A 25,191-nucleotide genomic window follows, 5' to 3' on the forward strand; every position below is an offset into this window, starting at 1 on the left:
TCGGAATGAGGTACAAACAAAAATACGAAATAATACCAGTCTATGCAGTGGTTGCCCGCTTGAAGAGGGGCATGCCAAAAATCTAAATGCGGTAAACTCTAATGATTAGAGGGGTTAAACTTGCTCAAAACTAACGCTATTGTGTCTGGTTCTTTAGCATTAAAATTGACGGGTGTTTCTAAACGCTACAGTGATGTGACAGCAGTAAATAGTCTTACCTTAGAGGTAAGAAAAGGTGAAGTTATCGGTCTTTTAGGCCCCAACGGTTCAGGCAAATCAACGCTCATTAAAATGATGCTGGGCTTAGTCAAGCCTGACAGCGGAACCATAAACGTTTTAGACCTTCCCCTGCAGCAGAATTCTATCGGAGTAAAAAAGAGAGTGGGCTACGTGCCTGAAGATGCTGGCGCTTACGAGTTTTTGACTGGGCTTGAGTTCCTTGACTTTGCTGGCGACGTTTTTGGGATGGATTTGGGGGAGAAGAAAAAACGGATCGAAGAGTTCCTCAAGGCGCTGAGTTTAGAGGGCAGGGAAGGTGACATGATAAGTGGTTATTCGGAGGGTATGAAAAAGAAAATTCTAATTATATCAGCGCTCATGCACAAACCCGAACTGCTGCTCTTAGATGAACCGCTAAATACTCTTGATCCAAAGTCAGCTAAAATCGTCAAGGACCTGCTGCACCAATTAGCCCAGCAGAATGTAACCACCGTTATATCGACTCATGTGTTGGAGATTGCCCAAGCTATATGCAGCCGCATAGCCATAATGTATGAAGGAAAGTTAATTGCAGTTGGGACGATGGATGAGTTGAGGCAGCAGGCAAAAATGCCCAATTCAGCCTTAGAAGACATTTTCCTCAAGCTTACTGGAACAGATGATGTCCAACCCATTGTTGAGGCACTCTCGAAATGAACTGGAAAACCGTCCTACTGCTTATAAGTGTAAATCGGAAAGCTAAACGAACAATTCAAGAATCCAAGCTTAGAAGATACCAAGAGAACAAACTATTCACCTACGGCATGTATTTGCTGGCTTGTTTGATAGGCATAATAGCGGGAGGATTAATCGGCAACTTTTACTCAGCATCCAGCCAGACAATGCAAAGCGCTGTTTTAGATGGCGCAAAATACTTCTTAGTAACTATCCCGACCATTGTTCTGCTCTACGGAGTAGTCTTTACTCAGATAAATCAGGTACAACGCATGGGCGCTAAAGTTTCAGTTCAGCCCATGTACTGGTTTCCCATCTCTTGGAAAGAACACACCTTAGCATCCATAATATCGAGCCTGCTTGGCTTACCCTTAGCAATCACAATTTTAATCAGTTCAGCCGTTTTGACGGTGTCTGTTTTTATGGGGATAATCCCCATTGCAATCCTCACCGTATTGGCATTATCGGCAAGCCTGCTCTTAGCCAGCGCAACAACCGAGGTCTTCAAAACCCTACAGCTCAGGCTACTTGGCGCAGTAACAAAGGGTGCTGGAAGAAGCGCCATCTGGCTAAGACTCGCCTTCTCCATAGGCGCAATGATTGTATTTTATGCGGTTTACTATTCGATCATTAATCAAGTAACGCCTACGCTTCTCTTTGAAGCCGTAGCTGGCGGGCAAAGGATGCTTTGGTTTATTCCTTATGTGTGGCCGGGCATGGCGCTCTCTGCATTCGCCAGCAACCTCTGGATGGAAGCGTTTCTCTTCTCTTTGGCAAGTCTTGGTTTCATAGCCGCTATCTTCTATGTGGCAACATACGTTAACACTCGATTTGGACTGTATCAGTTACCCACAATTAGGCTATCAAGCGGCGTCTATATGCCCAAGCAGAGCTTGTTTGCAAAGCTAGGTTTCTCCACTGTTGAGGCAGCACTTATGAAAAAAGAGTTTAAAACGGTTACTAGACGCCATGAGTTAAGTTTTATCTTTATTTTTCCCATAAGTATGCTTATGCTTGTTTTTTTTAATGTTCTGAGGGCGCCTCAAACAAGTCCTGTACCAATGGGCGGTTACTCATTTTTGTTTGTTCTAATAACGTTAATTCCAGGGCTTATGATGCTTCCTCTTTTGGGAACATTGCTGACAACTTTGGAGGGCAATAGTATTTGGTATTTGTTTTCGTCGCCTATTTCTGCCAAGTCGATTGCTAAAGCAAAAATTTTCTTCCTATCATTCTTTGCCCTATCGATTACTTTGATTTGTTCAGTAATTGGCGGTATTGTGTTTAGACCACCGGCGCTGGTTATAGCCGTGACTTTGCTTGAAGCGGTGTTCTTGATTTTTTCTCTATCTGCTATTTCAGTTGCCATCGGAATCAAAGCGGCTGAACCAAGAGGTATCTTTGGCGTTAGCAAGATGGTTAAGCCAAAGTGGGCTCTACTTGGATTTATCCTCTGTGTTGCCATCGGTGCAGCTATTATTGCCCCGATTATTCCCTATGCCTTGAGCATTTTTGCTGTTTCATTTCTCCCAACCATACTGCAGCTTCCAGAATACTATGTTTATCTTGCATTACTGTTAAGCGGCGTAATCGCAGTTTCTATGACGTACATCTTTCGGGGGGTTGCAGTGGATAATGCTGAACAGTTGCTTGCTGACCCCGACGCTATTTAAGAGCATATCATGCGAGGCTTATCAGCGCAACTCGATAAGGTTCTGATTCCTTTTTAGTCGCACTCCCTCAGAGGGAGCAACTCTTTAATTTCTAAGTAGATAACAAGCCTGTGGGTGTTATGATGTTGTGGACAGGTAAGTTATCTTTGGTTATTCTATGCTTAATTTTGCCTGTCTTGATAATACCACTCATCAGCATTCTCTTATTTCCCGAAGCATCTTTAACTACATCCATTCTCGTCGGCGTCGTTTTTTCTCTGTTTGTCGCCATTGGACTGCGACTTATACAAGGGGCAAAAGCTATTGGAGCACGCTTCATTATCGCCGTAATAATTATCGCTGTTTTGTTTGGTTTATTAGCGGGAGTTCTCCTCAAACTCTTAAGTTGAGTTACTCGATAGGGGCAGAACGCTTGCCTAAAGAGGCTGTGCTTCTGGAGTTTAAGCATGTAAACGGTTCTGGCTGACTAACTATTGTCTCAGGAGCGATTAGTTTAGAAGAAGAAAAACGGCTAAATTCCTACGGAAACTGTTGTTCTTCTTTCCAAATACCGATCATCTATTAAATTGATGGAAGAAGAAGACAAAGCCGCACACACATACTTGTCTTCTTCTTTCAATTAATTCCAGCACTTAACAAAAGAACAACAACAAGCCATTTTTCCAACTGTTGTTGTTCTTCTGTTTTCATTTCTTTTAGGGCGTAGTGGCGATTGTAACGGTTGGGACTTACTACTTCTTAATTGGAGCCATTTCATATTATTAAAATATTTAAATAGGTTTTTAATTATATGAAATTACCATGAGACATTTGGACCCAGAATACGCTTTCAGTCATGCAGAGTTGCAGTTGCTTAGAGAAATCGCTAATAGAAAGCAGTCTCTGCCGCAAATCAGGCGGTCACTTTCAATTAAGCCATCTCTTCTTTCTCACAATTTAAACAAGCTGAAGCGTAAAGGGCTAGTCCAAACAACCGAGCAAGGAAATAGGAAATACGCATGCTTCAATGAGGCAAAACATGCTTCTCTGCTTAGAGATTTACTGGTTGCTTATGATTATGTGGATTGGGAAAACGTCCTGTCTGGAAAAGCAATCGAAATCCTCTTCCAAGCACTCACTGACAAAGAGAGCAAATTGTCGGGTTTTTCAGGTGCTACGCTTTGGCGCTATCTCAAAGAACTAAAAGCAAGAGGCATAATCACCCAAACCCAAAAAAGCTACCAAATTAACCCGCAATTCCCAGTCCTTATAGAATTCCTAAAGGAATACCAACAGTATTTTGCCAACAAAATTTCCAAAACCCTCTCAGAAAACGCGGTAATTCTATGGCAGCACGGCATGGACTTTCTAGTCAGAGCGCCCAAAACTGCAAAGCTGCCCTCAGACAATTTCTACAAAACTGTGACGTCCATTTTTGTCCAGTATGGTCTTCCGCTTTTCTCTGACTTTGACATTTACTTTTACTCAACAAGCAAGAAGGCAATCAAGCCTGAAGATGCTATACTGCACACGCTCCTTGTGGAGCCGGGCAATGTGCGATACATAACTTACGCTCTTTTGCTGTTTAAAAAAACCGAAAAGCAAATTGACAAAACATACCTGCTGCAGGAAGCGGAAAGGTTGGGGCTTAAGACGCAGGTAATGGGTATGTTGCAATTTTTAGAAACGCATGAGCCGCAAGAGGGGCAACAGTTGCCAATGTGGGGCGAATTTGTTGAAAAAGCAAGCGGCTATGGAGTGTCTGTTGATTGACTCAAAGGCGCTCTTTTGATAAGAACTATCTCAAACAAGAATTTGATAAGCTAAACAAGACAATAGCACAGTCTCTTGAACTTTTTCTGATGGTGGCGGCGCCATGGCGTTCTTTGGATTAAAAGCCGCGACAAAAGACATAGACATAATCCTCACCGGCAAAGACGCGCTAAACAGCCTGCAAACAGCCCTCAAAGTCACAGGTTACCATGAACCAAACCCTGTTCAAATCACCAGAGCGTACAATAAAATGCAAACCAGCGCCATACTGGAAAACCAAGACGGCTTCAGATGGGACCTCTTCCTAAACAAAGTCTGCAACGCACTAACACTGTCCAGCAACATGAAAAGCAGGGCACCCCCACTCTACAAAGGCAGCCGCCTAAAAGTCTTTTTAGCCTCAAAAGAAGACCTCTTTCTCTTCAAAGGAATCACCGCGCGCGAAGCCGACCTGGATGACCTGCGAATTCTCGCTCAATCTGGACTTAGCTGGGAAATCGTGAGCCAAGAATGCAAAAGCCAATCTCAAGTTTCGGGCGTTTGCTGGGAAGATGCGCTTTACCAAAACCTGCTGGATCTTAAAGTAAAGTACAGCATCCAAGCTCCAATTGAAAAAGCCCTGAGGCAGACAGCTGAACAGAAAATAATTGAAAAAACCTTGCTAAGGCAAATCCAGAAAGGAAATCGCACCATCAAAAGCATAGCAGCAGAAATCAAGGAACCACCAAACTTCATCCAAGACGAGCTTAAGCGGTTAGCAGATAAAGGGCTAATTACAATCGATAAAACAAGCAAGCCACACAGGTTCTTTTTAGAAAGGAAAACAGCTTGAAGAACACCGTTTACACAATAAAAACGAAACAAGCTGAGCTACAGGAAACCATAACAAGATTGTCGGTCTGCCGGTCATAACAAGGCTTTAATACTGATTTCAAGAAAACAGTTTACAATGAAGCTGACTGAAAGAGAACTGAAAATTCTGCAACTTAAACAGAAAGGCTTAAGCGACTATAGGATAGCCCGCAGAATGCACACGGACCCGCCAAACGTGACTCGTTCACGAAAAAACGCCCATAAAAAAATACTTGAAGCGGTAGCATCCTTGGAGTGGGCGACAAGAACAGGATTAGAAATTCCGTTAACTAATAGAACAGATAGTTCTTACAGCTATTTCTTATAAAAAACAGTTAAAAAAGGAACGGCTACTGTGCTTAACTCGGCATTGTGTAGTTAGCAAGTCCGAGAATGCTTCCAGCGCCTCTGGAGTGTAAATGGTAGGTTGCAGCTCATGTTTGTGTGCATAAGAACCTAGAAATACAAAACGAAGCAACATGCTCCCGAAAACGCTTACAATCCTTACAGCCAACGCCATCCTGAGACATACCTAAATCGCCAACAGAACAATTCTACAACTACGCATTAATGCCTTGAGAGCCTAAACACGATATTATCGCAAACAAGACATTTGCCTGTATCCCAAATATACGGGGCTATGCGATAGAGCTGATGTCTAGATGACATCGAGGCACCATGTAGCTGAAGAGGCGCGTACAAGCAGAGATTCAGAACCATTTATTTTTTGCTATTTTACTCTTTGATGTATCGTAATTGAATCCTGATGTTGAATACAAAAAAATAGTTTATTGTTTGCCTCACAAAAGAGACTTTTGATCAGCGTACTCACTGGTTTTCCTGTTCCGTATGGCGTACCAAATGTGAGGCAAAAGTTCGGGTTAACAGCGATTTTCTTTTGTGGACAACAGCTACAGGTTATATTGACGGAAATCTTCGCCTCAAATAGCCCTGTACAAAGTCGTGGTCATTTGCTAATTCAGTGCTTTTCACAATTTGACCCTCAAGCCTATCTAATGCAATCTTAAACGTCTGTTCGACACCATATCCTTCGCCTGAACTGAAAAACGCACCCTTCTTTGTTCTAAATTGTAGTCGGCAGTGAATTAACTGATCACCCTTGAAGTTAGTGCCATGCGTCTTCATGTAAACAAATAATGTGCCCGCCTCTAAGGTTCCTCCGTATCGGTGGGTGAAAGAGTCGAAGTCATCCATAACTGCGCCTCGCTGGATTTCGTCAATTTCCACGCCTTTTACTGAAAACTCCACGGTAAGCCTTTCCACTGGTTTTTCCATCTGCGCGAGCGGCTCAAGAAAGTCACGTTTAGTTATGATGCCAACAGGTCTTCCCTTGCTAACGATCACCAAAGAGGAAATGTTGAATTTGTGCATCTGCTCCTCAGCATCTCGCAACTTGGATTCAGGCAACACAGTGACTACAGGCTGAACCATAATGCCCGTCGCAGGAATACTTAGAGCAGAAACTTTCTGGCCTACTCTTTCGCCAAATCTTTGCACATGTCTAGGCTGAAAGATATTGTCAATAATGTCGGATAGGCTCACCATTCCCACGAGTTTTCCCTCTTTGACTATGGGAACATGCGAGATTCCCTCGCTTCTTAAAAGGCTTAACACTGCCCCTAATGATTCGTCTTCTTCGATGACAAACGGCTTCTTTGACATTATTTCTTCAACATGCGTGTTGCCCCATTGATCCATTATAGCGCTATGAATAACATCCTCGTCGGTTACAAAACCTACGAGCTTATTTTCACTGTAGACTGGAAGTTGCCTGATTTCGCTCTGGATCATTAACTTAGCGACCTTGCTAAGAGTATCCTGTAGAGTAACGGCAGGCGCTGACTGCGTCAAAGTTTTAACTTTGGTTCCAGACGCATCTAAACTGGATCGTTTTATTGATTTTTGGGAAATAACGCCTTTGTAACTGCCTTTATCATCGAAGACTGCTAAAACAGGCGGCATCCCTTCTTTGAAACGTGATAAACAAGAAGAAAGCGTATCATTTTCCTGTACTTGTATGAAACCCTTTGAAAAAACATCTTCCACAATTTTAACCATAAAAACACTTCAGCACTGTTATTTATTATCCTTGAGTAATTTAAGCTTAAGAGACTTAGGGCACACTCTTACATTAGTTTCTTAACAAAATTAAAGGGAGAAAATTATTCTCCGCCCATGCCACCAGGCATTCCGCCGGGGCCGCCTCTGGGGGATTTAGCTGTTATAATGTCGTCTACGCGTAGGATCATAGCTGCTGATTCCGCTGCTGATTTGATGGCTTGCTCTTTGACGACTATGGGTTCGATGACGCCGTTATCGATGCTGTTTTGGAGTTTGCCAGTGAATATGTTGATGCCCATGTATTTGCCGTCTTCTTTGTCATGTACTTGACGTAGCTCTATGAGTGTGTCAATTGATTCTAAGCCGCCGTTCTCTGCAAGCGTGCGTGGAATGACTTCGACTGCGTCAGCAAAGGCTTCCACGGCGAGTTGTTGTCTTCCGCCAATTTTGGTTGAGTAATTGCGTAGTTCTTTGGCGATTTCGATTTCGATGGCTCCGCCGCCAGCGACTATTTTGTTATTTTCCGTTACGTCTGAAATTACGGATAACGCGTCAGTTATGACTCTTTCAGCTTCATCAACCATTCGCTCAAGCCCTGCACGTATTAGAATGGCTACTGAGTGAGGGTCTTTGCATTTTTCGACGAAAATCATTTTGTCATCGCCAATCTTGCGTTCTTCCACTAAACCCGCAAAACCCAAATCTGCCGCCTTTAAATCATTCAAATTAGAGCTCACTCGCCCTCCTGTAGCTCTCGCGAGTTTTTCCATGTCGGATTCTTTTACTCGACGTGCTGCCATGATGCCTTCTTTAGAGAGAAAGTGTTGTACCATGTCGTCGATACCTTTTTGGCAGAACACAATGTTTGCGCCTGAAGCTTTAATCTTGGTCACCATCTCTTTTAGTGTGCTATCCTCTTGGTCTAAGAAAGCTTTCATCTGGTTTGGTTCATGGATGCGTATTTCCGCAGTTATTTCGGTTTTTTCAATTTCTAACGCAATGTCTAAAAGGGCAATTTTTGCGTTCTCTATCTTTTTGGGCATTCCCGAATTAATGACTTCTTTGTCCACGATTATGCCTCTGACGAGTTGTGTCTCGATGAGGCTTTTTCCTGTCTTTTTCACCAGTTGTATGTTATCTATGTCGGCTATCGTCTGGTCTGCGGCCTTCTGGGTTACTTGTTTTACCGCTTCTAGGGCTATTTCTGCAAAGTGCTCTTTAGCACCACCCACAGCTTTGCTGCCCATAGCGGTCAAAGCGACTTTCAGCATCATTTTTTGATTCTCTACGTCAATGGGCACCGCGTTTTTTGCAATTATCTCGATTGCTTTCTGTGCTGCTTTACGGTATCCTGCGACAAGTATCATTGGGTGGACGTTTTGGTCTAGGAGTTGTTCGGCTTTTTTGAGCAGTTCACTGGCTAACACTACGACGGTTGTTGTTCCGTCGCCGACCATGTCGTCTTGGGTTTTGGCGATTTCAATCATCATTTTTGCCGCTGGGTGCTCCACGTCCATTTCCTTGAGAATTGTGGCGCCGTCGTTGGTTATGGTGATGTCGCCTAAGCTGTCGATAAGCATTTTATCCATGCCCCGTGGGCCCAGAGTAGTTTTAAGCACTTCACCGATGACTTGGGCGGCCATAATGTTGTTTCGTTGGGCTTCTTTGCCCCTACTTCTGGTGGTTCCTTCCTTTAGGATGAGGACCGGTTGACCACTTTGGGTTTGTGTTAAATATGCCATATTATTCTATCCTCAATATTATGTTCAAATAATATTCTTTAGCATCGTCAGCGTTTTAGGAATTCACGGGGCTCTCCCATATCTATGAGTCATGCCGAAGAAGACGGGTTTGACCTGCAAGAGACTGAAGGCTTGATACTTTCAACTGTTAAAGAACCGCTGACTTTGTAAGTTATATATTGTCATACAGGGATTTAAACACGTTTAGAGAACAAGCGAGTACTAAGGTATTCACCATTATTGCTCTATTGTTAATACTTAACTATTTGTGCCTCAATTCCATATGTATTACTCGAAAAGAACTTGCGAAAAGACTGAAGCGTTTCAGTAACATTAAGTAATAGTGTGCTGTTTAGCGTAAGCATAGGCAATTAGGAAATAAGGGCGCCGCCATAGAAGAAGCTTAATGTTTTATGGCAGCACCAATTTTCAGAGTTGAAAGGGATTAACTTGACAAAAACTGATGATATTTTATTGGAGTTGAATAGAACAGTCGCTAGGTATCTGCTGGGAGTTCGCCCGTTTCAATACAAGAAAAAGACATATCATTTAATCGACAATTACGTTGCAGTACCTTACATGAAGTGTGATGTGTGTGGGACTTATCCGACATACGAGGTTTCCGTTATTGAAAGCAAAGAGGGCACGACGCTACGCGTGGGAAACGATTGTATTGATAATTTGACAGGACAAAACGTTTCAGAATGGTTTAAAAGTTTCAGAAAAAAACGCGAAAGCATCATGGCAAACAGAAAATACACTGACCAGCTACCACGAGGACAGGAACAAATAGCGGTTGCTACCTGAGCATAAGCGCCACGCGCCACAACTTAAGAGTTGGGCACAATAGACGTTTATTTAAAGCGCTGTTAAATCTTGGGCAGTCAATTTTTGTATACTAACCATTCAAAAATTAAATGTTTACTCGAAAGGCCCAATTCATGTAAGCGCTAATATCTCTCGAAAGCACCAGTGAAGGCTCAACGTAACAGTGAAGGCTACACTTTTGGCAGTGACCTATTTTTTTCCAATCAAAACCTGAAACGGCATCTTTAACGCCTTTTTTAAAGACCGAGACACTGCTCGCGTAGTCGTTGTGGACATAGCAAGGCAAAACCAAGTTTCCATGGGGGTCAATATTTATCATTGCCCAAGGCTTGCATTGCCAGTTTTTCTCTTTAGCCAGAACTTTTAGATAACCAATTGAGTTAACAATGGGATAACCTTGCTGCTTCATTTCAATAAGCCTACGCGCCATTTTCGGTACCTTATCAATAGCAGCGGAGGATGCATTAGCATTGCAGTATTCATGTGCGACGGCTACGGAGATTTTTGTGCCCAACGTTCGCGCTAACTCCACCAAACTTTCCGTTTCACCGATGTTCTCCGCCATCACAGTGGTGTTGATGGTTACTGAAACTTTTTCTTTCGCCGCCTCTATGCCTTGCACTGCTTTTCTAAAGCTTCCACTGACCCCTCGGATAGCATCATGAGTTTTCTCCAACCCATCCAAGGAAACATAGACGACACCATTAATGTACTTGGCTACCTCGCCTATTTTGGCTTCAAGCAGCGTACCATTGGTTATCAAACTTGTATGCAAAGGCAGAGACCGGGAAAAAGCAAGAATATCCACCAAATCACGCCTAAGCAACGGTTCCCCACCTTCAAATGCTACTCCAACGGCGCCTGAATTGTATATCTGTTTCAGAATGGCTTTCGTTTGCGGTAAGCTTGGATCGGGGCTGGGTCTTTTCCAGAAAGGGCACATTTTGCAGCGAAGGTTGCAATTGTAAGTAAGCTTGTGCCCACAAAAGAAAGGAACCTTCGCACCAAGCATGTTTGAGATTAAGACACGGTAAACTCGAATTCCTAGCCAGAGGGGTTCTACATATTGGCGAATGGTTTTTTCTCCTACAGGATAATTAGAAATCCACCTACAGCTCCCACGGTAAATGAAAGGGTGCATTAATTCTTTAGTTCTCTGTCTTCACTGTAGTTTCGGTCCTCATGAACTTCTTCTTCTGCCGCATCTTGTCTTTCTTGTTCACGCACGCTTTCAGCTTCTCCTTTGGCTTTTGCTCTATCTTCGGCTTGACCTTTTGGCGGATAAACAGTATCCAACCAAACTTCAAACTGCACCTTATAATCAGCACTGGAAAAAGCCCAATCACATAATCCACTGATGACCTTGCCAATATCAATGTCGTGTTCGTCTGAAAGACTCTTCAAAAATTCTTCCCACTTTGCAGGTAAAGTAATTGAGAAACTATCCATAAAATGAAATCTCCACACTCTTATTAGTGCTAACGTGTATTTAAGTATCAAACGCACTTGAAGCGTTCAATTGCCGCCAAGCAGTAGACGAATAAAAGTGACCATGGATTAGGTCCGAGAAGGCATTTTGCCCTTGATGCCATTTACTAATCCTCTACTTACTTGAAGAATTTAGTTGCTCTTACAGAAGTCTGCGACCCGGAGACTGAGGGATTAATTTCATAAAACATGTTCTTGAAGAAATTAGTGGCTTCATCATTACAGACGTTGAAATCGTTAGTTCTCATGGAAAGTGCACAATGGTTCTGAGCGTTTTTCTCGATAAAATTAAGCAGTTCTCTACCATGGCCTTTACGTTTTTCCAAGCAAGCAGTATGTATATCTTCTAAATTACTGTAGAGTATGGTCCTAGCCCAAGACACCGTTTTTCCATCAACAAAAAGCGTATACAATATTTCATCGTCTACTTCGCTTTCCTGCTGAGTTTCAACAATTTCCACTTTGGCAATTCTGTCCATCATTTGAGCCTTCTCAGAATATAGTTCACCTTTTTTTGTTAACCTGAAAATCAGGGTGTCGAGACCAAAAAGGTAAGCTTACCAATAAAATAAGTGGTGTCATATTTATTCGCATTCCACTCTCATAATGCATTGCACTGTGTAACCCGGATTCGCAAATCTTTTTTCCTTTCAAGCAAATCAGTAACCTCGTCAAATTCACAGGTGTAATCCTTATGCTCCTTAACCAATCTTTTTAGTCTACATTGGCTAAAGTAACCCTCGTATAATCCAAACAACAGTATCCCCAAGAAGCCTAAGATAAGAAAATCAGAGAACGCTTCCGCTCCACTCGTATAAACTGCGAGTAGTATAGGGAGCAAGATTCCAATAGCACTTAGGTAGGATGAAATTGCGCCTATAAGTGCTCCCATAACATCTATTTTGTTATCGTTGATGCTCTTAGCAAGGCTGGCTTTTCGTTCCCAAAGCGTTGCGGTATCATTTGATTCCACTGCACTGAACAAATTGTCAAAAGCTTCGACCGACATATTGCCTGTTCTGTTGAGAAACGCATGGTTCATTTTCTGGTGATACGACTCTCGACTTTCTATATACTTCTCTTTAAGAGCGGTATTATCAATGTAGGGCGTTTTTCGAACAACAGCCAATGCATACTTTGTGTTTTCAAGAAAGCTCTTTCCTGATACTTGGTCATTGAGCGTCAGGTTGAAGCGTGTTTGTTTTTGACTTTTGATTATTTGCTTAGAGTTTTCGATTCTTTTTCACATAACTAAATGGATCTACCTTTGTTCCTTTTGCAGTCGCAGTCTTGTTGCAATCTCTTGTGAGATTCTTTCGAATCCTACTGCTAACTCTGTGCTGTCAACTTCATCTATGGGATAGAATTTGCCGTCTTGGTCTATGAATACAAGCTCTAATTTTTTATTAGCCATGTCTTTCAACTCTTGGTGTAAATTGCATACTGCACAGGTTCTAAACCGGGGGGACCACGACTACTTGGTTCCTTACGCAATCTTACCATGCGTTGAGGCTAGTCGGCTTCCCCTAATACCTTCCTTCGTTAGGAAGGGCTTAAAATACAGTTACTGTGAGTTGCTGCTACTATTCTTTTTTGACTATCCACGTCTTTATCGCGTCTTCGACAGCGCGGGATAGGTCGCCTTTTTTTCCGCCAAATTTTTGAACTGTCTTTATTCTGAGTTGCTTTTCGAGTTCATCAGGTAAATCTACGCTTATTCGACCCATAGTTCATCTTCGGCTTGTTTTTTGTGCACTGTGAGCCCGCATCCCTTATTTTTCTGATCTATTTGAGTTCACTTATGCGCATATACTGTTATGTGCACAGTAGCTTATATACATATGCCAACAAGTGTTAAAGATTAAAAAAACTCCACACCCACTAGTATTCGTTTATCGTGGAATCCACAACTACTCTACAACCATGACAATTTAACACTTTGTCACTCGTGCAGCTTTTCGATTACGAAGAAGGGCATTTGACAATAATGAAGAGTGATAAATTGAAAAAAGGCAACATAGAAATGCTTGTCTGCTATGCTGTTTATTGAGTGGAATTTTGTGAATCATCGCAGATATTTTGATTCTCCTAATTGTGGAAGCTGCATATACAAAGGAAGCAGTTACGGTTGGGGACAATGCTCCTTAAACATCTGGAAGTATTGATTATTTTGGAGGCACTTACAGGACAGACTAACAAGCTTATTGTACGAGTAGTTGACTGTCAAAAGAAACCAATCCCGAATGTAAAGGTTAAAGTTTTCAAGATAGAAAAAGAGCCAATAACACCCGAGCAGTGGATTGAGAATCTAAAAAATGGGGGCTCCATTTAAAAGATTAGTTGTCTCGATGAACACCGATAATAATGGTGCCATAACCGCCGAGCTCCCCCAAGGGTCTTATGAAGCTAAAGTCGAAAGATACGGTTTTAATCAAACTTGCGATTTAACCCAAAATGTTGAAGTTCTCGTTGTAAAACCGAAAAAGCATTGGTGGTACTGACAAAAGACACAGACTCTTCCGATTAATCATTGCAGTGAAATGAAAAGCTTAACTTCCCTTTTTCCATAGCTGTAAATGGATTATGGTTAAATATGCAATACGACAATGTCATCTTTCCAAATTCCACAGACTTTCACTGTAGGAAATGCGGAATATGCTGCAGAAATCAACCACCAGATATTAACTTCAAAGAACAAAAAAGAATACAAACGGCAGGTTACAAAAATTTCATGCAAAACCCATCCAACCCAAAGAACCGAAACATTCGCAGAAAAAAAGACGGAAGCTGCTTCTTCTTCACCAAAGAAAATACATGCAAGATTAACTCTATTAAACCATCAATATGCATTCTAGAACCATTCATTATAGCAGACTTTGATTATAACACGAACATGATTTTTCTCAATTTGAATCCTTGTGCAGTCAATAATTGTAAAGGTGTCATGACTGAGGAAAAGATAGCTATAGAAGAAATTGGGAAAGCCGCCCAAACTATCGTTTCGGATTGTTTAGAAATAGTCGCGGAGAAAACAGGGCTCTTAGTAACCGACAAAAAAGTTGCTTTTTTAACGAGGCAACTATTTAATGATTCAAATCTCATCTAAAACAAGATAGGGCTAGCTGGTCCAAGAAATATAAGCGCCTTTTAAATCCTAAAACATGATGCTGGAAATCAACATGTCGGCAGTTGCTCTGTTACAGGCTGTTGGGGTATTGTATAGCACCGCTATTCTAAGAACAGCCTTAACATCGACATCATGAGGCTGAGACTCAAGAGGATCCCAAAAAAATATTAAACAATCAAGTTTTCTATTGGCGATCATACTTCCTAGCTCCATATCACCGCCATAAGGACCACTATTTAGCAAATTTATATCCAACAGGGTTTTTTCGATAATTCTTTTTCCTGTGGTTCCTGTTGCATACAGACAGTATTTGGAAAGCGTTCCTTTGTTGAAGTCGCACCATTCAACAATGTCTTTTTTCTTGTTATCGTGCGCTACAAGAGCAATACTCTTCATGGTTACTCACTCCTAAAAGTAATAGAGTACGAAGTATTCGTGCCCCCTATAAAAGCATGCTCGAACATTAACCAGTATCTCTTATAGAAGAACGATATTTATGGATCAAACTTCCGTAAGAAAAACGGGTCATGTGCCTGAAGCAAGAAAGGCGGGCCGCTTGGATTTGAGTCTATCAACAAAGTCTAAATCCGCTTTCGCACGTTCCAGTTTCTTTAGAGCATTCTTTCTAGAGCGGGTCACGTTGGGCGTTTCCACCTTTAGTTTGCGAGCAATCCTATAATCAGACAACCCATCAACATTCAAACGTAAAATTGCCTTCTCCCGCTCAGTCAACGCCATAGCTATGTCTCCTCTTCAGAAGTGTCATGTAAAGTCACGCCTTCGGCTAGCAAGTCCTTCTCTGATGCTTTGTAGGCGTCTACGCCAAAGCTTGTCATAGCCCAGCACCAACCGCGCCGCTCAACAACCACCGAATCCAATTCCTTTGGCTGCCGCATGAAGTGCATTTGACCTTCTTTCGAGGAACACCAGTAAATAGATCGGCTGGCAATGCTTTGCCGCAGTGAGGACAATTGATTATCTTTCGACTCAAAGATGCCATCTCCTGCCAAACCTGCTACTAGACAGCAGATGTCCTTAAAAAAGAAAAAAGGGAGAGAAGCTGCGGAGAAACTAAGCTGGAAATTGGACGCCGATGGTGATACAAGGGCGATTTTTCGGGTCCGAATCCCACCCCCTGCACCAAATATAAACAAACAGGCCCTAGGCGTTGAGTATTATCCTTTTTTCAATACTTGAATGTGTAAAAAGCGGATTTCTGCAATAGCGCTTTTATAATAACAGAAGTAGTTGTAGCTGGAAAAAGTTGCCGACTTCTTACTACTGCAGAAAATGTGGCAAAACCCACTCGCATCAGGAATACTCCCAGAGTTTATTCTGCAAAGAATGCGGCAGCTTTCTTAAACGAGGCAGAAAACCAAATAATTTCAGACCTTCCTCAATCAATAAGCCCTCACAGTCTAAACCAACAAACGTACCAAAGAAAGAAACCACCCCGCAAATAATGCAACCATCACAAAATCCCGTTGCACACACTCAAGAAATTCCTGCACAAGAAGCATGCTTTGAAGAGTTAGAAAAACCCCTTCCAGAAAACATAAGCACCTATTTGCAAAATAAAAAAATTAAATTTTATTCCCATCAGGCAGAAGCCATAAACAAAGCACGACAAGGCAAAAACGTAATTATTACCACCCACACAGCTTCAGGAAAAACTTTGGCATTTAATATTCCGGTTTTTGATGCCCTCACAAACGATAAAAAAGCAACAGCACTCTACATTTATCCCTCAAAAGCTCTAACAAATGATCAACTTAAAGTTTTGCAGGAAATCGAGAAAGGCACTGGCATCAAAGCAGATTCTAACGTTTACGATGGTGACACGCCAAAAGAGCAGCGTGCAGTTATACGTGAAAATTCCAGAATAATTTTGACTAACCCTTATGGTTTGCATCTTTACCTTCCATGGCATAGGCTCTGGCGGTCTTTTTTTCAAAACTTAAGGTATATTGTACTTGATGAAGCGCATGTTTACCGAGGCGTTTTTGGCTCAAACGTCGCCATGCTTCTGAGAAGACTGCTGAGAATCTGCAATTTTTACCATGCAGACCCTCAAATCATACTCTCATCAGCAACTATAGCTAATCCGCAGGAACACGCAAAGAAACTAACTGGAAAAGATTTCGAAATAATTTCAAACGATGGCTCCCCAAGAGGAAAAAAATCGTTCATATTTTGGAATCCACCCTTCACTAACCCAGCAAAAACAATTCGCCGATCAACACATCAAGAAACCAAAGACCTTCTTACAGTTAGCGTCATGAAAAACTTGCAAACCCTCTGCTTTACAACCTCGCGACAAATGGCGGAGCTTATAGCAAGATGGACTAAAGAAGAGCTGAAAAGAAGAAATCCTAAGCTTTACAGTTCAGTAACTGCCTACAGGGCAGGTTACCTTCCTCAAGAACGACGGGACATAGAAAATCGTCTAAAAACCAAGGACTTAATCGGTTTGGTTTCTACAAATGCGTTAGAACTTGGTATTGATATAGGTTCTTTGGACGCCGTGATAATTTCGGGTTACCCGGGGACAGTCATATCTACGTGGCAGCAAGCTGGACGCGCAGGTAGAAACAAAAACGATTCAACCGTTACTTTGGTTGCTTTCCAAAATCCGCTTGATCAATATTTTATGAAGCATCCACAAGAGTTCTTTGATAGACCACATGAGCAAGCAATCATTAATCTGCACAATCGGCAAATTACTTCAGGCCATATTATGTGTGCATCTGACGAGTTGCCGCTTACCGATTCGGACCAAAAATATTTTCCAGAGCTCTTCAAAGAAAGTGTTCAAGCCCTTGCACAAAAAAACCTTCTGAAAAAAACTTCACAGGGTTGGACGTACTCTGGGCTGGAAAGGGCAACTAGAGTTGTTAACCTTGAAAGTATTAGCGGAAAAACAGTGAATGTACTTTGCAATGGGCATATTCTTGAAACACTTCCCTTAAACAAGGCTTATGAAGAAACCCATGCAGGAGCAATCCTTCTACATCAAGGCGAAACCTACCGCTCAGAAGAACTAAATCTCAACAATTTCACTGCAACGGTTCGGAAAGAGAATACCAACTATTATACTGAAACACAAAAAAGCGTCGAAGTAGCAATCAAGAAAACATTGGAAGAAACGCAAACAAACCTCAAAACCTCTTTGGGCGAATTAATAATCACTGAAAATTGTCATTCATACGTAATTAAATCCAATGATGTAATCATCAAAAAACATACGCTTGATTTGCCCTCTTCGTCTTTCTCAACGGTTGGTATGTGGTTTATTGTTCCTGAACAGATTAGAGAAGAAGTTGAGGATAAAGGCTTGAATTTCGAGGGTGGATTGCATGCTCTTGAACATGCCATTATTGCGATGGCGCCAATGTTTGCAATGTGTGACCGTTGGGACATAGGCGGAATGTCAACAGCCGAGCATACAGACACAGGAAAACCAACAATCTTCATTTACGATGGTTTTGAGGGAGGAATCGGTATTTCAGAAAACCTTTATTCAAACATAAAACCGCTATTAGAAAAAACGTTAAAGTTGATTGAAACCTGCGAATGCAAAGAAGGCTGTCCATCCTGCATATACTCGCCTAAATGCGGAAACGGAAACGAGCCATTAGATAAAAAGGCAGCAAACATCATCTTGCAACGTTTAATTAAATAACTTAAGAACCCTTTCAAAAACGTTTTTAACTTATCACGTAGGCGTTAGTGGATTCAAATCCCACCCACCCCTGCACTAACGCCTTCTTTTATATGGGAAAAGGTGGTATGATGGGGGCGAGAGATGTCTTCATGTACAAATAAACAGGAATTGAGGGATAGAAATAAATGATAAACCATAAAGGTAGGATTTGAACTGACACATGGACTTATTTTTTGATTGTGAGGTTTCGTAATTATGGAGAAGGAAATCAGCGTGGGATATGCAGTCATGAACAACTTGGAATCCTGGATGCGGTTAATTGATGTTGTTCGCAGGACTTTTCCCGGATTGGGCTCACAGGAAGAAATAGACGAATATAAAAATACAGTTGAAAAAAATATAGCCCGAAAGAGCGCAATATGCGCCGTAACTGATAATGAGGTCGTTGGTTTTCTTTTGTTCTCTACAAAATATAACATGTTATGTCACATGGCCGTACATCCAGATTACCGGAGAAAAAAGGTTGCCTCAAGAATGATCGAGCTAATGTTAAACGATTTGGACAAAACCCAGGATATTGTGGTTTTGACTTTTCGAGCAGACGATGAAAAAGGGGACGCTCCCCGCGCTCTATACAAAAGCTTTGGATTTGAAGCGGATGAGCTATGCTATAACATGAACTACCCCGAACAAAAATTTATTTTACGTGCAAACCATAATTCACCAGACTTAACCTGATACCAAAGAAACATCGAAGGCGATTACACAACACAAATAGCGCTTAACACGTTTTCGTTAGAAGGTGTTGCCGAAAATTTGCTATGCACAACAACAACCAACAGGCGCTACATGCGTTTCTGTTTTGTTGCCTGCAGGTTAACCACCACAAGCAGAAACACCTAACACCAGAACAACTGTGATTAACTTTAAGCAAAAACCTCAATTCACGTAAATAACAAATAACAAACAAAAGAACTTCATGCACTTCAAGTTCGAATCTCACCCCTTCACCAAAATTGTTGTTTAGGGTGTGTAGTTAGAGTTTATGGTGGTTTTTTGTGTGGAGGCGGGAAGTCTACAGTGAAGTTTATTTGTTTTATGGGGGAGGCGTCTTTGATGTTTCTTGGTGAGGTGGCAACTATGATTGTTAGGCCAGAGTGTTTTTCTATTCTGTTGAGTAAATAGGTGAGTTCAGCGTTGGCGTATCGGTTGTGTGCGTCTTTTACTTCGGTTCTTTTGCCAAATAAGGCATCTGCTTCATCAAAGAAGAGAACCGCGTTGCTTTCTTCTGCATCCTGAAATATTTTGTCTAGGTTCTTTTCTGTTTCTCCAATATACTTTCTGAGTGCCTTGGAGAGATCTACCGTATGCAGGTCCAGATTCAATTCATGAGCTAAAACTTGGGCAGCCAACAGTTTTCCTGCAGCATTAGAACCACAAAACAGTACGCAGGTACTTTTTCGTTCAGATTTTTTGGCTTTAGAAATTTTCACATCACGCTGTACATAATTGCAAATTTCCTTTAGTTGACCTATTTTATCCAAAGGAAGCAAAAGATCAGCCCATACAGGCTTTGACACAACTTTGTTCACAAAAGAAACCGCTCGGAACTTAGCATCTAAGGGTTTAGCCAACAATAATCCCTCCAAACATCAACCAGACACTATCAAACAAGAAACTAAAATAACCTTTCAAAACAAAAACAGCCGTTAACGCTTTGAATAGGCATTGCCAAGCGGTTAGGGGAAGTTAGCCTTTAGCAGTTGGGGCAAAAGTTGTTGGTAGGCTGGGTTGATGGTGTAAGTTGTTTGGGTTTTGTTGTTGTGTGCTTCTATGATGCCGTGGTTTTTTAGTTGGTGTATTTGCCAGGTTAGGGCTTGGGAGGTTATGTTTAGGTTGGAGGCTATGGTGGTGTGGTTGGTTTTGCCGTCGTTTTCTGCTATGGCGTTTAGGACTTTTTTGGCGGTTTTGTGGCGCAGAACGGAGAGTAGGGTGATTTCTTTTTCTGTGAAGGTGTTTGATTTGAAGAAGCGTTTGTGTTTTCCGTCGCGAACAAAGCAGATGCCGCCTTGTTTTTCCATGACTTGTATGTGGAACTGGACGGTGCCGATGGCTAAGCCTAGTCCTGTGCAGACTCCGCGAAAATCTACTCCGGGGTTTTTGGCGATAAAGGTGTTAATGGCGACTCTTGTTGAATTGAATTGGCTGATGTTTTGGTTGCAAATCAGGTTACTGTACTGAATTGGGCACAGAGCCGTTACGGAATCTGAGATTTCGTCAATCTGGACAAGGGCAGCGTTTTTTTCAGAAAAGCCATGCACAGCGTCAGTTTGCAGCTGAATTAGAGCAGCAAAAGATAAAGCTATCAAAAACGCCAGAAGAAACCCAAAAGAGCCATTCTGCAGCCTCATTTGTCAACCAAAAAGCCATATTTCGTTGCAGCTTATAAAAATATTCGTAAACAACTGTACTAGTAAACCACCACCCACGCAGCAGTTTTGCTTCCACAAAACTCATCAGGTTCAATATAAGGAAAAACACGGTAGACAAAAAGAAGGATTTTCAGAAAAGTTATTGTACCCAAATGCGTTAGGTGCTTTCCAAAGGAAGAACCTCAAATTGGATAAAGATGCAGTTTTTGATGCCCGCGAGGTTGTTGTGGGGCTGGTTCAGATGGCGGTTTCAGAGAGTCCAGAAGATAATCTGAAGGTTACGGTGGAGAAGGTTGAGGAAGCCGTGCGTAGGGGTGCGCAGGTTGTTTGTTTGCAGGAGCTTTATCGTTTGAGGTATTTTCCGCAGCAGGAAAGTGTGGATGCATCAGCGTTGGCTGAGTCTGTTCCGGGGGATTCTACGGCGGTGTTTTGTGAACTGGCAAGGCGGCTTGAAGTGGTTTTGGTTGTGCCCGTTTTCGAGAAAACCGCTGAAGGCAAATTCTACAATTCGGCGGTGGTTATTGACGCGGATGGCTCGGTTTTGGGGGTTTACCGCAAAATTCACGTGCCCTTTGACCCGCTGTTTTATGAGAAGAACTATTTTGAGCAGGGCAACGGCGGTTATGGGGTTTATCAGACGCGTTATGGCTGCGTTGGCGTTTTGATTTGCTATGACCAATGGTTTCCTGAGGCTGCGCGAATCAACGTTTTAGAGGGCGCAGACATCATATTCTACCCCACGGCTATAGGCACCGTCAAAGGCTGCAACTCGGATGATGGAAACTGGCAGGAAGCATGGCAGACAGTGCAGCGCGGACACGCGATTGTTAATGGGGTTCATGTGGCGGCGGTGAATCGGGTCGGCGTTGAAGGCGAGTTGGAGTTTTGGGGTGGCTCGTTTGTTTGTGATTCGTTTGGCAAAATCTTAGCCCAAGCGGGGCGCAGCGAAGAAGTTTTGGTTGTAAAGGTAGACTTGAGCAAAAACCAACGTATCCGTGAAGGCTGGGGTTTTCTGGATAACCGACGCCCCGACACCTACAAAAAACTAACCCAGAGTAAACCATAAGGAAGAAGCAGGTATGAATTCTGTTGACGTTTTAGGCAAAACCCCTCGCGAGTTAGGCTACAGGATGCCTGCGGAATGGGAAAAGCACGACTCGATTTGGCTGTCTTGGCCCTACGACCCTGCTACGTTCCCGTTTCGGGTAGAAAAAGCTGAAGCAACCTACGTGGAAATCATAAAAAGCATTCATGAAAGTGAGCGGGTGAATTTGCTGGTTCGCGACAAGGCAATGGAGCAGCGGGTGCAGCGGATGCTTTTGGGGGCAGGCGTGGATTTGGGTCAGGTGCGGTTTTTGCGGTTTGACTACGCGGATGTGTGGTTTCGCGATTATGGTCCCACCTTTGTGGTTCACGCGCAGGGGGGGTTGGGTATGGTTCGCTGGGTTTTTAATGCGTGGGGCGAAAAATACGATGACTTGTTAAAAGACCGCTACGTTGGGGATTACCTGCAGCAGCTGATGGTTGGGGTGCCGTGTTTTAAGCCACAGATCGTGTTGGAGGGCGGCTCAGTTGATGTTAACGGGAAAGGATTGGTGTTGACAACAGAGCAGTGTTTGCTAAACAGCAACCGCAACCCCGAGTTGGATAAAGCGCAAATCGAAGTAATCTTGAAGGATTACTTAAACGCCAAGAAGGTGATTTGGCTCAAAAAGGGCATAGCAGGCGATGATACGGATGGTCACGTGGATGATATTGCCCGCTTCGTTAGTCCCAGCACGGTTTTGTGCACCTACGAACCCGACCCCACCGACGAGAACCACGAAATCTTAAAGGAAAACTATGAACTCCTCTGCGACTTTTGTGACCAAGACGGCAACAAACTCAACGTCATCAAACTGCCCATGCCCACAGTTTTAGGAGACGAAAACGAACGCCTGCCTGCTAGCTACGCTAACTTTTACATAGGCAACAAAACCGTTTTGGTTCCAGTTTTTGACCATGAAAACGACGCTTTGGCGTTGTCGATTATTCAAGAGCAGTTCCCAGACCGCAAAGCAGTTGGCATTAACTGTGTCGACTTAATCTACGGTTTAGGCTCGATACATTGCATCAGCCAGCAACAGCCAGCCGCAAAGGTTTAGGTTTCCGCGAAAGGTTATAGTAGGTTTGTCGGGAAGGTGTTTGTATGTCAAAGTTGTATGTGCAGCCTTTGTGCCATGATGATTTGCCGGATTTTGTTGATTTCGCGTGTTTGGGGGGTTATAATTTGGAGGTTGCTTCGTTTTCTTTTGCTAACGTGTATGAAACAAATTGGCAGGAGGTTTTGGAGGAGCACAAGCGCAGGTTGTTGGGTTTTGGTGGGGAGGTTTCGTTTCATGGGGTTTTTCAAGATTTAAGCGTGCACAGCAGTGACAAGCGGATTTGGCAGGTTTCTAAAGAAAGAATTCAAAGTAGCTTGGAGGTGGCGCAGGCATTGAACGCGTCAAAAGCGGTTTTTCACGGGAATTTTAATCCGTTCATAACTGACCCGGACTACAAGAAAAACTGGGTGGAACGCAACGCAGAGTTTTGGAGCCAAGCCTTAGACAGTTTTGGGGGCATAATACTTTTGGAGAATGTTTGGGATGCTTTGCCTGACGCGTTCGGGGCGCTTTTTGAGGCGGTGGGTTCTTCGCGGTTTAAGATGTGCTTTGATGTGGGGCACGCGAACGTGTATTCAAAAAAGCCGTTAAAAGAGTGGCTCTCTGATTTACGGTCGGAGATTGTGTACATGCACTTTAGTGATAACGCGGGCGAGGCGGATCAGCATTTGGAGATGGGCAAAGGCAAAATCGACTGGAACCAGTTCACCCAAGAACTTGAAAACCAAAACATGCACCCCGACGTCACGCTGGAAATGATAACCCTAGAAAAAACCAAAAACTCAGTGCAGTACATGCAAAAACACGCAATATACCCCTTCAACCAAGCCAAATAGGAAGAATGCAGGTTTTCTTGGGTGTGATTGGTAAAACCTGTAAACGGTAAGCAAATACATTTAACAGTCTGCAGGGAAATCCAGATTTGGAGAGGTAAACGCTGAGTCTGTATAGGCTTCGCGCCCAAAAAGATGATGTGCTGTTTGGTTTGGCAAATGTAGCGCGGCGGTGTGGTTTTACGCCTAATATGATGACGGCGTTGGGTTTGGGTTTTGGCGTAGCTTCGGGTGCTGCGTTATCGTTTGGGGGGTTGTTGTTTGCGTTTGCCTTTGGGTTTTTAAGCGTGTTTTGTGATGTGCTGGACGGGACTATAGCGCGCAAGTTCCATTTAGAATCAAAAGAGGGGCTGGTTTTTGACTCGTTTGCTGACCGAACCTCAGAACTCGCAGTTGTAGTCGGCGCATTGGCAGGCGGCATCATAGAACCCATCGGAGTAGTCGCCATCGTCGGCTCCACCGCACTTTTCGCCCTACGCAGCCTAAGCCACTCACGCGGATTCAAAACCGACTACGTCTACTTTGGCAGAGCAGAACGCCTCACCTTCATACTGCTAGGACTAATCGTGCCTGCCTCAGGCATAAGCAGCCTATGCTTCGTACTCGCAGGCGGCTTTGGATTATTCTCTTCCGCCCAAATCGCAGTGTTTCTGTGGCGCCAAAAAATACACATGCAACCCGCATAACCAACTGCAACAAGCCAGAAAAAATGGCGTTACGGAGTTTTTCTTCGTTTGAAGAAGCTTAGCACTATGGCAACTACAATAACAGCCAACGCTGCGGCTAAGACGATTATGCCTACGGGTATGTGCGTGGTGGGGGTGGGTTGGGTTGTGGAGGCGTGCATGAGGGGGTAGCGGTCTTGATTTAGGACATCAATGATGTAGGGGGTATCGCCAATGCCATCACCGTCTGCGTCGGTTCCTGTATAGTCGCTCCAGTAGTTGCCGCGTCCGCCGTAATCCCAAGTGTGTACTTCCTCATCTGTGGTGTAGGGGTTTTCGCAAAAGCAACCGCTAAAATGCACGTCGTTATCTACAAATGCGTTATGAGCCAAAACAATATCGAGGGGTTCGTCGCCTGGCGTGTTTACTCCAAAGAAGATGCCTTGTTCGTTGCGTGCTATGTGGTTTTCCATGATGCGGTTGGAGTCGCCTGAGAGCAGGATGCCTACGATGTTGTCAGTTACCGAGCAGCCTTGCAAGGTGTTATGCGAGGTCCAAAGGTAGATGCCTACGTAAAAGTTGCGTATGTTAAGGTTGCACACGGTGAGGTTTTGGAGTCCTTTGCGGGCTAAATCGATGCCCATGGTCCAGGGTACGGGGCTTAGGTCTTGGTCGGGGCCTTTTCCCACTACGAAATCGTCGGTTCGGGTGCCATTGTAGGTACCTTCTAACGTGTAGCCTGAGCCGTCGATTACGATGTTGTCGCAGTCAACGATTATGGAGGCGTAGACGTTTCCCGTGAAGGTGTAGACGTTGCCGTAGCGTTGAATGGGGTATGTTGTGGGTTCAAGGCTGCCGTCGGGCAAAATCTTGACGGTGGGCGGGTTATTTTCTGCGTCTTGGGCGGCAACGGCGGGTAACATCAGGCAAAACGCCAAAGCCAGAATCATAACCAAAAGGGCGGGTTTGTGCGTCG

At 43.3% G+C, this 25,191-nt stretch carries 27 protein-coding genes; 13 read left to right on the plus strand and 14 right to left on the minus strand.

What is annotated here, in order from left to right:
* Positions 1 to 120 precede the first annotated feature (120 nt).
* The 4 genes from NWF04_06685 (at position 121) to NWF04_06700 (ending at position 5,190) form a co-directional block, all read left to right on the plus strand.
* On the plus strand, positions 121 to 915 hold the full coding sequence (locus NWF04_06685) for an ABC transporter ATP-binding protein (protein MCW4006261.1): 795 nt from the start codon (positions 121 to 123) through the stop codon (positions 913 to 915).
* On the plus strand, positions 912 to 2,606 hold the full coding sequence (locus NWF04_06690) for a hypothetical protein (protein ID MCW4006262.1): 1,695 nt from the start codon (positions 912 to 914) through the stop codon (positions 2,604 to 2,606). Before NWF04_06685 ends, NWF04_06690 begins: the two co-directional genes overlap by 4 nt.
* Before the next feature lie 801 nt (positions 2,607 to 3,407).
* On the plus strand, positions 3,408 to 4,358 hold the full coding sequence (locus NWF04_06695) for a winged helix-turn-helix domain-containing protein (GenBank protein MCW4006263.1): 951 nt from the start codon (positions 3,408 to 3,410) through the stop codon (positions 4,356 to 4,358).
* A gap of 103 nt (positions 4,359 to 4,461) precedes the next feature.
* A complete protein-coding gene (locus NWF04_06700) occupies positions 4,462 to 5,190 on the plus strand; it encodes a hypothetical protein (GenBank protein MCW4006264.1) in 729 nt (242 codons plus the stop codon).
* Positions 5,191 to 6,128: 938 nt separating this feature from the next.
* Here the strand turns inward: NWF04_06700 and NWF04_06705 are convergent.
* Complete coding sequence (locus NWF04_06705) at positions 6,129 to 7,289, minus strand: CBS domain-containing protein (protein MCW4006265.1); 1,161 nt, start codon at positions 7,287 to 7,289, stop codon at positions 6,129 to 6,131.
* A gap of 104 nt (positions 7,290 to 7,393) precedes the next feature.
* A complete protein-coding gene (gene thsB / locus NWF04_06710; protein ID MCW4006266.1) occupies positions 7,394 to 9,034 on the minus strand; it encodes a thermosome subunit beta in 1,641 nt (546 codons plus the stop codon).
* Between the two features lie 450 nt (positions 9,035 to 9,484).
* On the opposite strand from thsB, the gene NWF04_06715 reads away from it, so the two are divergent.
* On the plus strand, positions 9,485 to 9,841 hold the full coding sequence (locus NWF04_06715; protein MCW4006267.1) for a hypothetical protein: 357 nt from the start codon (positions 9,485 to 9,487) through the stop codon (positions 9,839 to 9,841).
* Positions 9,842 to 9,947: 106 nt separating this feature from the next.
* On the opposite strand, the gene NWF04_06720 is transcribed toward NWF04_06715, so the two are convergent.
* From NWF04_06720 to NWF04_06745, 6 genes are all read right to left on the minus strand, one after another.
* Positions 9,948 to 11,003, minus strand: coding sequence for a PTO1314 family radical SAM protein (locus NWF04_06720; protein MCW4006268.1), 1,056 nt, complete (start codon positions 11,001 to 11,003; stop codon positions 9,948 to 9,950).
* Complete coding sequence (locus tag NWF04_06725) at positions 11,003 to 11,311, minus strand: hypothetical protein (protein MCW4006269.1); 309 nt, start codon at positions 11,309 to 11,311, stop codon at positions 11,003 to 11,005. The genes NWF04_06720 and NWF04_06725 overlap by 1 nt, the downstream gene beginning before the upstream one ends.
* Before the next feature lie 158 nt (positions 11,312 to 11,469).
* Complete coding sequence (locus tag NWF04_06730; GenBank protein MCW4006270.1) at positions 11,470 to 11,829, minus strand: hypothetical protein; 360 nt, start codon at positions 11,827 to 11,829, stop codon at positions 11,470 to 11,472.
* Between the two features lie 122 nt (positions 11,830 to 11,951).
* Positions 11,952 to 12,479 (minus strand): hypothetical protein, encoded by a 528-nt coding sequence (locus NWF04_06735; GenBank protein MCW4006271.1) that lies wholly within the window; start codon positions 12,477 to 12,479, stop codon positions 11,952 to 11,954.
* 132 nt (positions 12,480 to 12,611) lie between these two features.
* Positions 12,612 to 12,764, minus strand: a complete 153-nt coding sequence (locus NWF04_06740; protein MCW4006272.1) for a hypothetical protein — start codon at positions 12,762 to 12,764, stop codon at positions 12,612 to 12,614.
* A gap of 169 nt (positions 12,765 to 12,933) precedes the next feature.
* The gene (locus tag NWF04_06745; protein MCW4006273.1) at positions 12,934 to 13,077 is read right to left on the minus strand and encodes a ribbon-helix-helix domain-containing protein; all 144 of its coding nucleotides are present in this window, start codon (positions 13,075 to 13,077) and stop codon (positions 12,934 to 12,936) included.
* A gap of 879 nt (positions 13,078 to 13,956) precedes the next feature.
* Here NWF04_06745 and NWF04_06750 point away from each other — a divergent pair.
* Complete coding sequence (locus tag NWF04_06750) at positions 13,957 to 14,205, plus strand: hypothetical protein (protein MCW4006274.1); 249 nt, start codon at positions 13,957 to 13,959, stop codon at positions 14,203 to 14,205.
* An 89-nt stretch (positions 14,206 to 14,294) separates the two neighbouring features.
* Entirely contained in the window at positions 14,295 to 14,456 is a 162-nt protein-coding gene (locus NWF04_06755; protein MCW4006275.1) for a hypothetical protein, read from the plus strand.
* A 48-nt stretch (positions 14,457 to 14,504) separates the two neighbouring features.
* Here the strand turns inward: NWF04_06755 and NWF04_06760 are convergent, their stop codons facing one another.
* The 3 genes from NWF04_06760 to NWF04_06770 all read right to left on the minus strand — a co-directional run bounded on the left by NWF04_06760 (position 14,505) and on the right by NWF04_06770 (position 15,373).
* Positions 14,505 to 14,873, minus strand: coding sequence for a methylglyoxal synthase (locus NWF04_06760; GenBank protein MCW4006276.1), 369 nt, complete (start codon positions 14,871 to 14,873; stop codon positions 14,505 to 14,507).
* A 129-nt stretch (positions 14,874 to 15,002) separates the two neighbouring features.
* Entirely contained in the window at positions 15,003 to 15,215 is a 213-nt protein-coding gene (locus NWF04_06765; protein MCW4006277.1) for a LuxR C-terminal-related transcriptional regulator, read from the minus strand.
* Positions 15,216 to 15,217: 2 nt separating this feature from the next.
* Positions 15,218 to 15,373 carry a hypothetical protein gene (locus NWF04_06770; GenBank protein ID MCW4006278.1) on the minus strand — a complete coding sequence of 52 codons (156 nt, stop codon included), beginning with the start codon at positions 15,371 to 15,373 and terminating at the stop codon, positions 15,218 to 15,220.
* 368 nt (positions 15,374 to 15,741) lie between these two features.
* On the opposite strand from NWF04_06770, the gene NWF04_06775 reads away from it, so the two are divergent.
* Together NWF04_06775 and NWF04_06780 are read left to right on the plus strand one after the other, a co-directional pair.
* Positions 15,742 to 18,159, plus strand: coding sequence for a DEAD/DEAH box helicase (locus NWF04_06775; GenBank protein ID MCW4006279.1), 2,418 nt, complete (start codon positions 15,742 to 15,744; stop codon positions 18,157 to 18,159).
* Between the two features lie 237 nt (positions 18,160 to 18,396).
* A complete protein-coding gene (locus NWF04_06780; GenBank protein ID MCW4006280.1) occupies positions 18,397 to 18,879 on the plus strand; it encodes a GNAT family N-acetyltransferase in 483 nt (160 codons plus the stop codon).
* Positions 18,880 to 19,184: 305 nt separating this feature from the next.
* On the opposite strand, the gene NWF04_06785 is transcribed toward NWF04_06780, so the two are convergent.
* Together NWF04_06785 and NWF04_06790 are read right to left on the minus strand one after the other, a co-directional pair.
* Positions 19,185 to 19,634, minus strand: a complete 450-nt coding sequence (locus tag NWF04_06785; protein ID MCW4006281.1) for an ATP-binding protein — start codon at positions 19,632 to 19,634, stop codon at positions 19,185 to 19,187.
* Between the two features lie 246 nt (positions 19,635 to 19,880).
* A complete protein-coding gene (locus tag NWF04_06790; protein ID MCW4006282.1) occupies positions 19,881 to 20,552 on the minus strand; it encodes a winged helix-turn-helix transcriptional regulator in 672 nt (223 codons plus the stop codon).
* Between the two features lie 208 nt (positions 20,553 to 20,760).
* Between NWF04_06790 and NWF04_06795 the strand changes: the two genes are divergently transcribed.
* From NWF04_06795 to NWF04_06810, 4 genes are all read left to right on the plus strand, one after another.
* Positions 20,761 to 21,639, plus strand: a complete 879-nt coding sequence (locus NWF04_06795; protein ID MCW4006283.1) for a carbon-nitrogen hydrolase — start codon at positions 20,761 to 20,763, stop codon at positions 21,637 to 21,639.
* A gap of 13 nt (positions 21,640 to 21,652) precedes the next feature.
* Entirely contained in the window at positions 21,653 to 22,717 is a 1,065-nt protein-coding gene (locus NWF04_06800; GenBank protein ID MCW4006284.1) for an agmatine deiminase family protein, read from the plus strand.
* A gap of 44 nt (positions 22,718 to 22,761) precedes the next feature.
* The gene (locus tag NWF04_06805; protein ID MCW4006285.1) at positions 22,762 to 23,553 is read left to right on the plus strand and encodes a sugar phosphate isomerase/epimerase; all 792 of its coding nucleotides are present in this window, start codon (positions 22,762 to 22,764) and stop codon (positions 23,551 to 23,553) included.
* A gap of 149 nt (positions 23,554 to 23,702) precedes the next feature.
* A complete protein-coding gene (locus NWF04_06810; GenBank protein MCW4006286.1) occupies positions 23,703 to 24,236 on the plus strand; it encodes a CDP-alcohol phosphatidyltransferase family protein in 534 nt (177 codons plus the stop codon).
* Positions 24,237 to 24,265: 29 nt separating this feature from the next.
* Here the strand turns inward: NWF04_06810 and NWF04_06815 are convergent, their stop codons facing one another.
* The gene (locus NWF04_06815; protein ID MCW4006287.1) at positions 24,266 to 25,138 is read right to left on the minus strand and encodes a hypothetical protein; all 873 of its coding nucleotides are present in this window, start codon (positions 25,136 to 25,138) and stop codon (positions 24,266 to 24,268) included.
* Positions 25,139 to 25,191: the final 53 nt, after the last annotated feature.

The sequence above is a fragment of the Candidatus Bathyarchaeota archaeon genome, assembly GCA_026014465.1.
In the GTDB taxonomy this organism is placed as follows: domain Archaea; phylum Thermoproteota; class Bathyarchaeia; order Bathyarchaeales; family Bathycorpusculaceae; genus JADGNF01.